Source organism: Paenibacillus sp. FSL R7-0163 (assembly GCF_037969975.1).
Taxonomy (GTDB): domain Bacteria; phylum Bacillota; class Bacilli; order Paenibacillales; family Paenibacillaceae; genus Paenibacillus_AQ; species Paenibacillus_AQ odorifer.
On sequence record NZ_CP150224.1, the window covers coordinates 3,430,923 to 3,445,740 of the forward strand.

Here is a 14,818-nt window from a genome sequence, read left to right on the forward strand (position 1 = left end):
GGTGCGTCCATGAAATTACAAGCTGTGAAAAAAAGCTATGATTTAATAGTAAGCTTAGGGATGTCTTGTGCTCCTGCTATAAATCTGCAAAGAAATAGCTTGAGGAAATTCTCCATGCCACTCGACTGGATGGTTTCTTATTCATTGGCTGATGTAAATAGACTGTATAAGAATAGATTTCAAAATTTCATGGAATTAATAAATCTGCAAATCCTTGATGAAACACATTTTTTTCTGGAGGATGGAATACCAGTCTATCCTAATTGGAACAAAAATGCATTAGTGAAATCCTATTTTATTCAGGATACTTTATATAACATTATCTCCGTTCATGATTTTCCAATCCACCAAGGTAAACACTGGTCTACAACCTATCCTTCGTATAAAGCGAAGCTGGAATTACGAATTAATAGATTTTGGGACAAGTTAATCACCAGTAAAAAAACTTTATTCATTAGATGGTCCGCCTCATATGAACAGGCTGTAGAGCTACAATCGATTTTATCTGGTTTATTAAAACCGAACGAATTTATTATTCTTATTCTTAATCCCGTTCGTGAAGCAACCTCGGTACAAGAATTAAGTTGGAATATTAATAATATTTGTGTGTTAGAAGTTCCTGAGGATATGAACGATTATGATAGCTGGGATTATATTTTGAAGGACATACAAGTAACTAATAACTAATTTCGCTTTGATCGATCAAATGATTAATTATTTCCTGTGCTGCAAAAACATATGGATACAAATACAGCCTACTGATGCTGACCAATAAAGAAATAGGGTTACTGATTCCAAAATCGTATTGACTCCCATGCGCTGCTGGATTTGCGGGTTCAGGCTCTACAAGATCATACTTATCCATCAGCCTTTCCTTGGTTCCACTATCTACTACTGTTCCGTTTCCTTTATCCGCAAGGACAGATCCCGATTGAAAACACGCCATGAATAAGACACAGCAAATTGTGAGGATTGCTAGTTTCTTTTTTCGCATCATACATCTCCTAATTCTTTCTGTGGTCTCCCCTAAAACTTAGAGCCGTTCAAATTATTTCTTGGGTAATCGCAGGAAACCTATGTATTCGACAATCTTGATCAGTATAGATCATATTCTATGAAAATAATGGGAGAAAAAGCCTCGAATTCGATAATACTCCTTTCTATATATAAAAACAAAAGCACCCCGCACTAAAATTAGCAGGGTACTTTTGAATGATTCGCCGTATTTACAATATCAACATTCCGCTGAGCGGCTTATGGAGTTGGTGTTCCGCCGTTCGCATTCAGTGTTTCGCCACTGATATAGCTAGATTCCTGGCTAGCCAGGAATACATATGCCGGAGCCATCTCCGCAGGCTGTCCCGGACGACCTAGTGGTGTGCTCGCACCGAACTCCTTCAGCACTTCCTCCGGTTGCCCACCCACAACTTGAAGAGGTGTCCATACAGGACCTGGCGCCACTACATTGACGCGAATTCCCTTATCAGCTACTTGCTGAGCGAGAGACTTACTGAATGTATTAATAGCCGCCTTGGTAGTCGCGTAGTCCAAAAGGATCGGCGAGGGATTATAAGCTTGAATAGAAGAAGTGTTAATAATGGTGCTGCCCGGTTGCATATGCTTCACTGCAGCTTTGCACAGCCAGAACATGGCATACACGTTCGTCTTAAATGTGTCGTCAAAATGCTTCGTAGTGAGATCAGCGATGTCTGGGACGAATTGCTGTTTGCCCGCGATATTGGCTAAAATATCAATTCCACCTAGCTCCTTAACCGTAGTATCGACGAGTTGTTCACAGTATGCCTCATCCTTCAGATCACCTGGAATGGCGATTGCAGTACGACCCGCTTCCTGCACTAGCTTGAGCACCTGCTTTGCATCTTCCTCTTCCTCAGGCATATAAGATAGAACAACATCTGCACCTTCGCGCGCAAAAGCAATAGCAACAGCACGACCTATACCGCTGTCCGCTCCCGTAACTAACGCTTTACGTCCGGTCAGACGCCCGGTTCCTTTATAGGTATCTTCTCCTGTATCAGGTACTGGATTCATTTTCTTCTGCAAACCCGGCTCCTCTTGTTGCTGCTGAAATTCCGGTCCAGCCTTAGTGTACTGAGTGGTAGGTCTTGCATCGTATATTGGTTAGACATCGATCAATTCCTCCTTTATTTTTAGAAATACATTTTTATATTTTCCGAACTCTTTGTTATGTAAACACAACAAGCACGCCTCTAAACATTCACCTTCGATAACACAGCCTTAAATAGTGCCGCAAAAATACCCCAACCACCTGTCAAGGTGGCTAGGGTATCCCCCGCCTAAAAAGAATCCCGTTGTTCTCATTACGATAGCTTAAATAAATATATGGAAGCTCACTCGTTAGTTGGGGAACGCTCCGTATAGTCTGGCGTATACATTAGATAAAGGAGTGATAAATCATGGGCATTTTTATATTCCTCTTTGTACTGTTAGCATTGCTTAATATCTTCTTTCCTCATTTGGGATGGTACATGCGCTATGGCTGGATGATGAAAGGCGATGTTGAGCCCAGTGATGCCTATTTATTAATGACTCGCCTCAGCAGTATAGTGGCACTTATTATCCTCGTTTTTATCTGGACTAGTTTCTGACTTACCCTAACGCTCTTAGCACATCTTCAATCTTGCGCTGATGCGACAATACCCCGTAATTCATCCAGGCCATAAAATCCACCTCATATACACAGCGACTACGCACAGCGGGCAGACTGCGCCAAAGCGGTGTATCCAGCAGTTCCCGTCCTTCTCCTTCCTGTCGATCAAAGGTAATGAACAAATGATCTGCAGTCAGGCTCGCAAGCTCTTCTCTTGTTAGGCTCACCCGCTTCTGTCCACGGGTCAACTTCGGAACCAATTCATGGGGCTGCAAACCTAAATCATGATGGAGTACGCTACCTGTATAACCCAATTGCCCGCATCCATAGAGATTGATTCCGTAGGAAGATATTCTTAAGCATGCTACAGTCTGCCCTTGGACAGAACGGTTTAGCACTCGTTTAGCTTGCTGCGCCCGATGCTCATAATTGCCGATCACTTCCTGGACACGGTCCGTTCTGCCAAAGACGGCTGCTGCAGAAAATAACGTGGCACGCCAATCCTCCTGATGAAAAGGCAGCTTGAACAACGGAGCAATTTGGCTGCACTCATCCAGGTGCCAACGCTGAAAGCCATCATCCAGCAGGATCAGTTCGGGCATGTACTGGGAGAGCTCCTGCCAATCGCCAGTTGAAATATCAACCGCAGGCACATCGTTGAGGGACAGATACTCCTGCTTCCCCCACTGAGCATGAGAATATTGCGCCACCGGTGTAATATCCAGAGCCAGCAGATAGTCTTCCAGAAAAGGAGCGAACACCCGCAGCCCTTCCTGATGGAAGCTTCTGTATTGGCCGGGCGTAACGCCCACCGATCTTTTGAAACGCCGGTTAAAATAATACTCATTGCTATATCCTACGGATAACGCGATATCATGCATACGGTCATTCGTAAGCAGCAACTGCTGCTGGGCCCTTTCAATACGAAGTCCGTTCAAATGCTCTAAGGGAATCCGCCCTGTCACTTCTTTAAAAATCTGTGTGTAGCGTGCACGTGTAACGCCTGCCACTTCAGCCAATTGATCGACGGTTATAGCGTGATTATAATGTTCCTGCATATAGCGGATGGAACGCTGCACCGCCTCATGGGCTCCTTTCATCTGGATGACAGAGGAATTTGCCCGCATGATCAGCAGCAGTAACTCTTGAAAGCGGGTATGGCCTGCGAACCATTCAATCTCTTCCGTACTTCTGCGACTATGATAGATAGCCTCAAGCAGTAGTGCACATTGTGAAAAAGGTCTGCAGCTTAGCGGACCAGACCGGAGAATTCCTTCTCTAGTCCCCTTTTCCATTCCACTCTGCTTACTTCCCCCGGTTTCGATTACTTCAAAAGTAAGCCTATAAAAGCTAAGTCCTCGCTCCTCGGCATTGATTCTGCTTATAAGCCCCGGTTCGAACAAGAACCCGACACCTTTTTCCAGGGGAAAACGCTTCTCCTCGGCTTCTAACCATCCCTGTCCTTCCGATACAATGATCAGGGTATGATCTTGAAACACTAAGGTCTGTCCGTTCACCGATAAGGATTGGGCTTCTATGTTAATCAAGCTATAGAATAGCCTCTTTTTATTGCTGTCTTGTAAATCTTCTGCCATTCTATAGACATTCCCGTTCTTCACCGCAAGCAGACTCTTCCACAATGGACCCTCAAGTATTTGAATCGCTTCCTGATTCCCTTCAGTATCCCAGCCCCCATTATCAGGGAACACAATAATATGATCCGCGTCGAGCTGAGGAATAAGCTCTTCAGAAATAACAGATTGAAATTCGGTCATTTCTGCCGCCATAGGCACGGGTGTCAGCCCAAATTGATCATAAATCACACCGGTATAGCGGTTTTTAACACCAAATAGAGCAAAGGTTTTATCCGCTACGTTAAGCCGGATCACCGCTACTTTTTCCTGACCCAGGGCCTGTTGCAGCTTAGCTTTCCCCTCTGCCACCTTCTGATCATACGCTGCAAGGACGGATTCCGCCTTCTCCGGAATACCAAGGGCATCTGCAATAGCTGTAAGCATTTGTCTTGAGTCTTGCAACACCGACTCAGGTAGACGATAAGTTGGTACTATCTTGGAATATAGTTCATACCTCGCCGCATCAGCGCCTCCGTCCACAATAATCAAATCGGGGTCTTTTTCCAATAATGCCTCCACGCTACCCGTGATATCGAATTCTGGCACATCCAGATTTAAATAATCCTGTTTGCCCCAGCTTGGATGATACCACTGAACCACCGGTGTAATGCCCAATGCCTTCAAATAATCTTCTACATAGATCCCGGCTACCCGTTGCGGTTTAACTGGAATTTCAACATCCCCGAATTCCCCGGCAATCGTCCGGGTTGCACCCTCTTCTGCGGCATTTCCACTTCCTTCAGTTGGTGCGCTAGTGCTCGCTGAGGTAGATTCCTCTGCATTCTCTGTCTTAGCAACGTTTTCTTTCGCAGTATTGTTATTCGTTCCGCATGCTGCCAGCGCGGTGATTGCCATTATAAGTACCGCTGCCCACAAAAACTTCTGACCCCATCTTGCCATTGATCCCTTCACTCCTATGCTTTATTGTCATTGATTATCATTCTCAATAACCTTTATCACAATAGTAGCATGACTTTCATAGCTTTCAATGCACTTTCTCCGCAAAAAACTTATACAAACTATTTCTAGTTATTCTGCTCTATCATTATTTGGTAGGATTCTTCTTCTATTTAAAATAGGTCACCCTTTATTAACTTGATCGCAAAATTTCTTTTTTTACGATTGATTTATACGATGCTTTCGCTTACAATAAACTCATAAACGCGCGTTTATGAAAAGAGGGGAAACATGCGCAGCGAAGATATTGCTAAGTTGGCCGGGGTTTCCCGAAGTACGGTATCCCGCGTGATCAACAACTATTCCAATGTTCCTGAAGAAACCCGGGCTAAAGTGCTGCGGGTGATTGAGCAACATCAGTACGAACCGAACAGCTTTGCACGGGCTCTGGCCGGTAAGAAAACCGATACCATCGGATTGTTCGCCATCAGTATGAACGAGAAAGAGAACACTACCCGAATTTATCAGAACAATTACTTTGCACCATTCGTCGATGCCGTAGTCGACACGTCGAATGCCCGCGGATGTTACGTTCTGATTCATACGGTATACTCTCCGGACGATTTTCTGAAGGTAAAACAAGCTTTTCTGCAAAAACGGATTGACGGTGGTATAATTGTCGGCACTCAGAAGGATATTAATATCGTCCGCGAAATGGTGGGACTCGATTCTCCGCTTGTACTGATTGATTATGATATCTCAGAGATTATGTCGGAGCATCTTGACCGCAATCATCTGGCCATTGTGAACTCCAAAGATTACGAGGGCACCACAGAAGTGATTGAACATTTAATCTCCCTAGGCCATCAAGAGATCGGCATCATCTGCGGGCAAATGAATACGTACTCTGGTCGAGAACGCTACACGGCCTATGAGGATACGCTAAAAAAACATGGTCTGCCTATGAATGAGAAGTTTATCCTAAAGGGTGATTTTCTGAAAGAGACGGCTTATGAAGAGGTCAAGAAGCTGCTTGCTTCTGGTGAACCTTTGCCGACTGCCTTCTTCTCTTCCAACGATGACATGGCTATTTCAGCGATGGAAGCGTTCTCCGAACACGGAATCATTGTCCCTGAGGATATCTCTATTGCTGGTTTTGATGACATTCAGCTGGCATCCCGTATTCAGCCTAAGCTGACCTCTGTACGCTTGCCGATTTATGAAATGTCCAAGGCTGCAGTGGAAAAAGTAATCGAGCTGTGTGATTCGCAGCAGCCGACTTTCAGCACGATCAGCTTTCCAGCTCGTTTAGTGGAGAGAGATTCCTGTCAACCGCCGAAGAAGTAGCACAGATTCATCATTCACTGAAGAATACATATTTTTCTGTGAAGCTGCTATCATTGGTTCTCGAAATCACTGCCTAATACTATCTTTTAGAAACAACGGAAAGAATCCCTTCCCTCGAGGGAATTTTTCCTGAAACTTATAAACGCGCGTTCACAATCGAAAGGAGACTTTCTCACATGAAATTCGGTACCTTTGACGACACTCGTAAAGAGTATGTAATTAACACACCAAAAACACCTTACCCTTGGATTAACTACCTTGGTAATGAACAATTTTTCGGACTTATTTCTAATACTGCTGGTGGCTATACCTTCTATAGAGACGCTCGTCTCAGAAGATTGACCCGTTACCGTTACAACAATATCCCAATGGATGCTGGCGGCCGTTACTACTATCTTTATGATGATGGTGATTTCTGGACTCCAGGCTGGATGCCAGTAAAACGTGATCTGGACTTCTACGAATGCCGTCACGGTCTTGGCTACACTTCCATTACTGGTGAACGCAACGGCATCTCTGTAAACCAGCTCGCTTTTGTACCTATGGGTCATAATGCTGAGGTACATCGTCTTGTAGTGAAAAACACGGGTTCCGCGAAGAAATCCGTTAAGCTGTTCTCTTTTGCAGAATTCTGTCTTTGGAATGCACAAGATGATATGACTAACTTCCAACGCAATCTCAGCACTGGTGAGGTTGAAGTGAAGGGTTCTGTTATCTATCACAAAACAGAATACCGTGAGCGCAGAAACCACTACGCTTTCTACTCTGTTAACAAAGAAATCGCCGGCTTTGATACTGACCGCGAAGCTTTCGTAGGGATGTACAATGGTCTGGAAAGCCCGCAAGCTGTTGCTGCAGGTGAACCAACTAACTCCGTAGCGAGCGGCTGGTCCCCTATCGGATCGCACGCCCTGAACATTACTCTGGAGCCAGGCGAAGAGCAAAGCTTCATCTTTGTCCTTGGTTACATTGAAAACCCGGAAGAAGACAAATGGGAATCTCTGAACGTAATCAACAAAAAACCAGCAGAGGCTATGATCGAGCAATTTGCTACAGACGCTCAAGTGGACGCCGCTTTGGCTGCACTGGCTGCACACTGGGATAACCTGTTGTCCAAATATCAAATCCAAAGTGGCGACGACAAGTTGAACCGTATGGTTAACATCTGGAATCCATATCAATGTATGGTTACCTTCAACATGTCCCGCTCCGCTTCTTACTTTGAATCCGGTATTGGCCGTGGTATGGGCTTCCGGGATTCTAACCAAGACTTGCTCGGATTTGTGCACCAAATCCCTGAACGTGCTAAAGAACGTATTCTCGATATTGCCGCTACACAATTTGAAGACGGCAGTGCCTATCACCAATACCAACCACTCACTAAAAAAGGTAACAATGAAGTCGGTACCGGCTTTAATGATGACCCGCTTTGGTTGATCCTTGGCACAGCTGCTTACATCAAAGAAACTGGCGATACTTCGATTCTCGATGAGCAGGTTCCTTTTGACAGCAATCCGGATAACACGGCTACTCTGTTTGAGCACTTGAAACGCTCCTTCGAGCATGTAACTAACAATCTCGGACCTCACGGCTTGCCGCTGATCGGTCGTGCAGACTGGAATGACTGCTTGAACCTGAACTGCTTCTCTACAGAGCCGGGCGAATCTTTCCAAACTACTGCCAACATCGAAGGCCGCGTAGCGGAATCCGTATTTATCGCCGGTCTGTTCGTCTTCGTTGGACCGGACTATGCAGAAATCTGCCGGATGCGCGGACTTAATGATGTAGCTACGGATGCAGAAGCTAAGATTGACAACATGCGTGAAATCACACTGACTCACGGTTTCGATGGTGACTGGTTCCTGCGCGCTTATGACCACTATGGCGACAAGATCGGTTCCAAAGAAAACGAAGAAGGTAAGATTTTCATCGAACCACAAGGTATCTGTGTTATGGCCGGTATCGGTGTGGAAGATGGTCAAGCTGAAAAAGCTCTGACTTCCGTGCAAGAGCATTTGGATACTAAATATGGTATCGTATTGCAACAGCCACCATATTCCAAGTACTATCTGAACCTGGGTGAAATTTCTACGTACCCTCCGGGCTACAAAGAAAATGCTGGTATTTTCTGCCACAATAACCCTTGGATCATGATCGCTGAAACTGTACTTGGACATGGCGACAGAGCGTTTGAAATTTACGCTAAAATTGCTCCTGCTTACTTGGAGGATATCAGCGAAATTCACCGTACTGAACCTTATGTATACTCGCAAATGATCGCAGGTAAAGATGCCGTTCGCCACGGGGAAGCTAAAAACTCCTGGTTGACTGGTACTGCTGCTTGGAACTATGTAGCGATTACACAATCTATCCTTGGTATTCAAGCGGACTTCAATGGTCTGAAGATCGATCCTTGTATTCCTACAGAGTGGGACAGCTTTGAAATCACCCGTGTCTTCCGTGGAGATACTTATGTGATTCAAATCAAGAACCCGAACCATGTATCCAAAGGTGTAGCTAGTCTTACCTTGGATGGCGCAGCTGTAGAAGGTAACATCATCACTCCTGTTGGAGACGGTGCTGTACACCAAGTAGTTGTAGAACTGGGTTAATATAAAAAATCCGCTCAATCGTTCAAACGAACGGTTGAGCGGATCAAAAATTAACAGTAGATGACCCCTGAAGGATTCAGGGGTCATCTTTTTTTAACCTTCCACAATATCTGCTCTTAAATCACTCGCAACCTCAAGCATTCTAGGAATCACGGCTTCATTGGCGCCAGAAACATAAATATCGCCCTGATAATGTCTAAATGGGATTGTTGTATCACCATAGCTCCACATAAAGAAATCTCCCTCAATGGACATGGTAGTGGCACCTGTTACTGTAAAAACTGATGTATAGGTGAAATCAGGTTTGGATGCGAAATATTGCTTACACTCTTCTAAAGATAGGGTTGGTGCTGAATCTCCATCATTCTGCATTGCTCTTGTCATCCGATAACGTTTACTCATTGTGATGCCTCCATTATTATCTGTAAAATGATCAGTTGCCTTATCCAGATCAAATATAGCATACAATGAAGGGCAAATCCCATTCCATTTCTAAGTCAAAAATGTTAATATAGCCGTTTTTCATAGCTTTCTTTTAGTGATTTCGAGATATCCTCTGGAGTAACTCCAAGTTTGCGGGCATGCTGCGCCAGTATTTTTGATGGATTAGGCAATACTTCTTTCGCAAGCCAATAATCGTCATCCCACAAATGTGACCGCTTAAAGGCTTTTGCACAATGCATATAACATTCTTCAACTTCCACGCCAATTCCAATGACCGGGACTTTACCATGCGCTTCCATAGGTTTCAATATTTCTTCATCCTTAACTATACTCGCGTGCCCATTTATTCTTAATGTTTCTTCAAGTCCGGGAATGATGAATATCAAACCGACTTTTGGGTTCTCAAGTATATTCCGCAAAGAATCAAACCGTCTATTCCCAGGGCGTTCAGGGATCACTAAATGTTTATCATCCAACACGTGAACAAAACCCTCTGCGTCCCCGCGCGGAGAGACATCGCAAGCACCGGACGAACCGCTTGTAGCCATAAAAAGCATTGGGGATTTTGAGATATAATCACGGCAATGATGATCTATAAAAGTTATGGTTTTGTTGTTAACCAATTCGCTTGGGTACCCAAATAAAGACCGTAACTCTTCTTCTGACTCTATAACTTTTTCGAAAAAGTTTGGCTTCATACTTCTCCCTCTTTCAACTTAATAAGCCCCAATATTCTTATTGTTGCTCAAATATCGTCTTAATAATTGGGCGAAATTTTTTCTTGCTGTCTCATCCGATAACTTCCCATAAGTGCCATACAGATTATCCGCATGATATCTTGGAAACACATGTAAATGATAATGCCATACATCTTGGCTGCCATCCGGCTCATTATGTTGTCTAGAAGAAACGCCATCACATTTATAAACTTCTTTAAGACCTTTAGCAATTTCAATTTCCAGCTCATGTATCCGGTTTGAGATCTCAACATCCAATGTGTAAATATTCTCGATATGCTGATTAGGGATGATTAGAACATGCCCTTCATTATTCGGATACCAATGAGAAGCAATAAAAGCCGTTATGTAATGATCTTTATAAATAATATCCGCTTGCTTAGAACGCACATGTTCATTTTCAATGCCCGAAACCAACAAACAAAAGGGACAAGTATAACCCTCTGGAGCATGATTATAAATATTGCCCGCCTCCACTGTTATAAGATTTAAGAATATTTCTATGTTTCTTCTAATTTCGCCATTTCGCGTGTGTTCTCCTTTTTGCAAAAAGAAAAGGACAGACTGTAAATTACAGCTGTCCCCCTTGGAAAATACTGATAAAACACAGTCATTCCCGAGATCTATGTCTACCGATAACTTAAACGCTGGCTTCCGGAATCCATACCTTCATTTCACCACTGCCACGATTTCCCCATAAGTAATACGGAACCGCCTTAACCTTAACGGTTTGAACTGGTGCTTTTACTCTGCTGTAAAGCTCACCATTCCAGCCCTCTTTATCTACACGCAGCCCCTCTGCCTCGACAACAACAGCGCCGCCGAGCAATGTCTCATCAAAAGCCGCAGTAAGTTCACTGCCTTCTTTTAAAGAAATTGAGCTTAAAGGCTCACCATTATCTATACTTTCAAGGCAATACACAAGAGGTCCACGCTGAATCGTTACTTTTTGAGCATCTGCACGCAAATTCGGATGTGCGTAGATACGATGTGCCTCCATAGGGTCATGCACTTCGATTACATCTCCTGCTCTCCACAGTCTCCGGATAACGAGGTATCCCTGCTCGATGTTCTCAGCAGTATTCATTACTTCACCGTTGACTCTGATCTCCATTCCTTGGCTCCAAGATGGAATCCGCAAGGCAATTCCAAACTCTGCTTCCACTGCGGGATTAATCTTCATCGAGACTGTACCTTCCCATGGATAGTTACTCTCTTGCTGTATCGCAACATCTGTTCCACCCAGCTTTGTTGTCAGCTCACTGCCAATATACAAATTCGTATAGAGCGTATCACCATGGATCGTATAGATATATTGATTAAGCGAAGTCAGCAGACGCGCCACATTCGGAGGACAGCAAGCGCAGCCAAACCAGCCTTGACGCTCGGACTTCACATGATGTTTATCTGGGTTGCAGCTGCATGCCTTAGGCCATACTTCCAGTGGATTTACATAAAAATAGTGCTTACCATCCTGTGCCATCGAACCCAACACATTGTTATAAAGCGCCCGCTCCATGACATCGGCATAACGTGCATCCGGCGATATTCTCAGCATCCGTTGTGCAAAAAAGATCAACCCAATAGATGCACAAGTCTCTGCGTACACCGAATCGTTAGGCAGATCATAATCGAAGGTGAACGCTTCACCCCGATGCGTAGATCCGATCCCACCAGTAATGTACATTTGCTTAGTAGTGATGTTATTCCACAGTCTCTCGCATGCTTCGCGAAGGGTATCATCTCCCGTAAGTGCAGCTAGATCAGCCATAGCAGTATACATATAAACCGCACGCACAGCATGTCCTACAGCCACTTCCTGTTCTCTTACCGGAAGATGACTTTGGTAGTATTTTAAATCTAAATTCTCCTTCTGACCTGTGAAAAAATTGATACTCCCCAGATTATCCCATTGTTGCTTTAAGAAATTCGGCTGTTGACCTCGCTCATTAATAAAAAAGCTGCTGAGCTTCAAATACCGCTCCTCACCTGTGAGCCGATACAGCTTAACGAGCGCAAGCTCAATCTCCTGATGGCCATCATATCCCCGCATTTTTCCTTCTTCCGGACCAAACACAGAATCGATATGATCAACCATTCGGCACATGATGTCGAGCAGTTTTCTTTTGCCTGTAGCCTCATAATAAGAAACGGCTGCCTCAATGAAATGCCCAGCACAGTACAGCTCGTGGCAATCGTTCAGATTAGTCCAGCGTTTGCCGGGTTCTTTTATCGTAAAATAAGTATTTAAGTACCCGTCTTCCTGCTGCGCTTCTCCAACGAGGTCAATCACTTCATCCGCTTGACGCTCCAGCTCGGGATCACGTTTGATGCTTAAGGAATAACCTACGGCCTCCAGCCACTTGGCTACATCACTGTCTTGAAAAACCCAGCCGTAAAATTCGCCGCTCTTCCGGCCCGCAGCAATCTCAAAGTTAGCAATGGCATGACTGGGCTCAGCTCCCGCTGCTTTGTCGTGCAATGCCTCATATTGATACGGGATTACAACATCCTGTACCAGCTTTATATAACTTCCCCAGAAATCATCTTTAATGCTAACGGATTGATCTTTTACAACTTGCTGATCCTGGATCGTTTTATTCATCATCATCTTCCCCTTAGCCTTATTTTATACTCGCTAATTACAATTATAGAGCGTACAATAGATAAAAAATATAATCAGAAGCAACCCCTTTTTTGTACTATTTCACACTCCTATTTCCAAGGACAATTTGAGCTCGGACTACGATAAAAAGAGAGGTAGAACACAGTGAGTCCTTCCTATGTACATTTCGCAGCGCCGCCTTTTCCATATTTTCTGGAATGCAATCACACTGTTTATCAACCCGGAGAGCAGCATCCAAATAGAAGCCATATCGGCTTATTTGATCTGATTATTGTAGAGCAAGGTTGCCTATTTATCGGTGAAGAGCATAATCAATGGGAGGTTGCGGCTGGGCATACGCTGCTTCTGCTGCCTGACCGCTATCATTATTCCGTTAAGTCTTGCGAGGAGCTGACTTCGTTTATTTGGATTCATTTTCATACCCTCGCAGATTGGTCAAGCTCTGAAGGCGAGCCTGTGTATATCAACCGAGAGACACATTTCCGGCAGTTTCTTACTCATCCATATACCATTCGCATCCCGCAGTTTGGTCCCCTTCCTGATCCCTTTAAACGGAGTGGACAAGCTGAGAAGCTTTTACAGCTGTCCACTGGAAGACGTTCCAGTGCAGTTTGGGAGCAGCAAAGGATTTTTGAAGAAATGCTGCGGATGATGGATCTAGCGCAGCATGATACTTCAGAAAGTCATGCGGTAGAGATTGCCGAGAAGACAGAGACTTATATCCGCAATCATTATGCGGAGCCTCTCTCCAATGCCTCTCTGGCGGATGCGCTGCATTTTCATTATAACTACCTTGCCCGCTGCATGAAACGCGTATATGGACTGACTCCGATGGAGTATTTAACGGATTACCGTTTGGAACAGGCCAAGCTGCTTCTGCTTAAAACAGAGATGCCTATAGCTGCGATCGCAGAACGTATCGGTTTCGAGAGCACCGCCTACTTCTCGCGTCGCTTTACTCAGCAGATCGGAATCTCTCCGCTTCGCTTCCGCAAGCGGTATTCCCGATAACAGCAAAAACAGCACGTCTCATAATGGAGGCGTGCTGTTTTCGTTGTTAATGCGATGCTGTAGCTTTCTTGTGGGAGGCTGGCTTTCTTCTGTGCTGCTGGCTTACGTGATTAGCTATGGCTTAATTGGATGCAAGATGCTCCTCTAGCTCGGAGAAACTTAAGTAACTATTGTGATGGAGCAGTACTCCGATTGGCACATTTATTGTGTACCCGTGATCCGTCCTAAATCCTTCTGCTGTTCTTACTTCTTGCTCCTTGCTCCTTGCTTCTTGCTTCTTGCTTCTTGCTTCTTGCTTCTTGCTTCTTGCTTCTTGCAATAATTTTACCAGTTTACCTTCCTAGGCGCGGCGCACTCATACTTACCATAGATCAACGCTGATTATGCGGCTCGACCCTCCAAAGCTTATCAGCAAGTAACTCACCGTATAGCCACCACACTACTCTCTGTATCCCCCGGAGACGCGTCTGCTTAATCATTCATAGCATTCCCCGTTGCGGACCGGATTGCACCTATTTTTGATTTTCCGCCTATTTTGCGGCAGTTTCGGACTGTATAGCTCTTATTGCCCATAATTTGCCCGCATTTGGACCACATTTGTAGGAATAGCTGCAACTGATTCCGATAGTGTGACAAAACGAGCGAAATCATGGAAATAAGCGCAACTGAGTCCGAACAGTTGCTAAAAAGAACACTGCCTGCCGCATTTGATCCTAAACGTGCTACCCATTGTTTAAACTAGCTGTCTGGAGCTCAACCTAGCTACACTGTGCGGAATTATCTACCTATAGCTCAACCTATCTACACCGTGCGGAATTAGCTACCTATGGCTTAACCTAGCTACTCCGTGCGCAGAATTTGTTACCTGTTGCATAACC

12 protein-coding genes are annotated in these 14,818 nt (G+C 44.6%); 5 read left to right on the forward strand and 7 right to left on the reverse strand.

The window, feature by feature from the left end; translation table 11 throughout:
• Positions 1-9 precede the first annotated feature (9 nt).
• Positions 10-687 (forward strand): DUF1796 family putative cysteine peptidase, encoded by a 678-nt coding sequence (locus tag NST45_RS15350; protein ID WP_038574383.1) that lies wholly within the window; start codon positions 10-12, stop codon positions 685-687.
• Here NST45_RS15350 and NST45_RS15355 read toward each other — a convergent pair.
• Both NST45_RS15355 and NST45_RS15360 read right to left on the reverse strand, forming a co-directional pair.
• Positions 677-997, reverse strand: coding sequence for a hypothetical protein (locus NST45_RS15355; RefSeq protein ID WP_339823104.1), 321 nt, complete (start codon positions 995-997; stop codon positions 677-679). The two genes, NST45_RS15350 and NST45_RS15355, sit on opposite strands and share 11 nt — an antisense overlap.
• 257 nt (positions 998-1,254) lie before the next feature.
• Complete coding sequence (locus NST45_RS15360; RefSeq protein WP_339826173.1) at positions 1,255-2,052, reverse strand: SDR family oxidoreductase; 798 nt, start codon at positions 2,050-2,052, stop codon at positions 1,255-1,257.
• Between the two features lie 386 nt (positions 2,053-2,438).
• Between NST45_RS15360 and NST45_RS15365 the strand changes: the two genes are divergently transcribed.
• Positions 2,439-2,630, forward strand: coding sequence for a DUF6199 family natural product biosynthesis protein (locus tag NST45_RS15365; protein ID WP_036685995.1), 192 nt, complete (start codon positions 2,439-2,441; stop codon positions 2,628-2,630).
• A 1-nt stretch (position 2,631) separates the two neighbouring features.
• On the opposite strand, the gene NST45_RS15370 is transcribed toward NST45_RS15365, so the two are convergent.
• Complete coding sequence (locus tag NST45_RS15370) at positions 2,632-5,166, reverse strand: ABC transporter substrate-binding protein (RefSeq protein ID WP_339823107.1); 2,535 nt, start codon at positions 5,164-5,166, stop codon at positions 2,632-2,634.
• Positions 5,167-5,454: 288 nt separating this feature from the next.
• Here NST45_RS15370 and NST45_RS15375 point away from each other — a divergent pair, with 288 nt between their 5' ends.
• Positions 5,455-6,510, forward strand: coding sequence for a LacI family DNA-binding transcriptional regulator (locus tag NST45_RS15375; protein WP_036685989.1), 1,056 nt, complete (start codon positions 5,455-5,457; stop codon positions 6,508-6,510).
• A gap of 176 nt (positions 6,511-6,686) precedes the next feature.
• A complete protein-coding gene (locus NST45_RS15380; protein WP_036685988.1) occupies positions 6,687-9,122 on the forward strand; it encodes a glycosyl transferase in 2,436 nt (811 codons plus the stop codon).
• Positions 9,123-9,215: 93 nt separating this feature from the next.
• On the opposite strand, the gene NST45_RS15385 is transcribed toward NST45_RS15380, so the two are convergent.
• The 4 genes from NST45_RS15385 to NST45_RS15400 form a co-directional block, all read right to left on the reverse strand.
• Positions 9,216-9,524, reverse strand: a complete 309-nt coding sequence (locus tag NST45_RS15385; RefSeq protein ID WP_076104769.1) for a hypothetical protein — start codon at positions 9,522-9,524, stop codon at positions 9,216-9,218.
• 104 nt (positions 9,525-9,628) lie between these two features.
• A complete protein-coding gene (locus NST45_RS15390) occupies positions 9,629-10,264 on the reverse strand; it encodes a pyridoxamine 5'-phosphate oxidase family protein (RefSeq protein ID WP_036685984.1) in 636 nt (211 codons plus the stop codon).
• An 18-nt stretch (positions 10,265-10,282) separates the two neighbouring features.
• A complete protein-coding gene (locus NST45_RS15395; RefSeq protein WP_052097463.1) occupies positions 10,283-10,780 on the reverse strand; it encodes an HIT family protein in 498 nt (165 codons plus the stop codon).
• Between the two features lie 163 nt (positions 10,781-10,943).
• Positions 10,944-12,911 carry a beta-L-arabinofuranosidase domain-containing protein gene (locus NST45_RS15400; RefSeq protein WP_339826176.1) on the reverse strand — a complete coding sequence of 656 codons (1,968 nt, stop codon included), beginning with the start codon at positions 12,909-12,911 and terminating at the stop codon, positions 10,944-10,946.
• A 162-nt stretch (positions 12,912-13,073) separates the two neighbouring features.
• Between NST45_RS15400 and NST45_RS15405 the strand changes: the two genes are divergently transcribed.
• On the forward strand, positions 13,074-13,940 hold the full coding sequence (locus NST45_RS15405; protein WP_036685980.1) for an AraC family transcriptional regulator: 867 nt from the start codon (positions 13,074-13,076) through the stop codon (positions 13,938-13,940).
• The last annotated feature ends 878 nt before the right edge of the window (positions 13,941-14,818 follow it).

Coding starts and splice junctions, on each gene's coding strand:
- NST45_RS15365 (WP_036685995.1), top strand. CDS start 2,439: ATGGGCATTTTTATATTCCTCTTTGTACTGTTAGCATTGCTTAATATC.
- NST45_RS15370 (WP_339823107.1), bottom strand. CDS start 5,166: ATGGCAAGATGGGGTCAGAAGTTTTTGTGGGCAGCGGTACTTATAATG.
- NST45_RS15390 (WP_036685984.1), bottom strand. CDS start 10,264: ATGAAGCCAAACTTTTTCGAAAAAGTTATAGAGTCAGAAGAAGAGTTA.
- NST45_RS15355 (WP_339823104.1), bottom strand. CDS start 997: ATGATGCGAAAAAAGAAACTAGCAATCCTCACAATTTGCTGTGTCTTA.
- NST45_RS15400 (WP_339826176.1), bottom strand. CDS start 12,911: ATGATGAATAAAACGATCCAGGATCAGCAAGTTGTAAAAGATCAATCC.
- NST45_RS15385 (WP_076104769.1), bottom strand. CDS start 9,524: ATGAGTAAACGTTATCGGATGACAAGAGCAATGCAGAATGATGGAGAT.
- NST45_RS15380 (WP_036685988.1), top strand. CDS start 6,687: ATGAAATTCGGTACCTTTGACGACACTCGTAAAGAGTATGTAATTAAC.
- NST45_RS15350 (WP_038574383.1), top strand. CDS start 10: ATGAAATTACAAGCTGTGAAAAAAAGCTATGATTTAATAGTAAGCTTA.
- NST45_RS15360 (WP_339826173.1), bottom strand. CDS start 2,052: ATGAATCCAGTACCTGATACAGGAGAAGATACCTATAAAGGAACCGGG.
- NST45_RS15375 (WP_036685989.1), top strand. CDS start 5,455: ATGCGCAGCGAAGATATTGCTAAGTTGGCCGGGGTTTCCCGAAGTACG.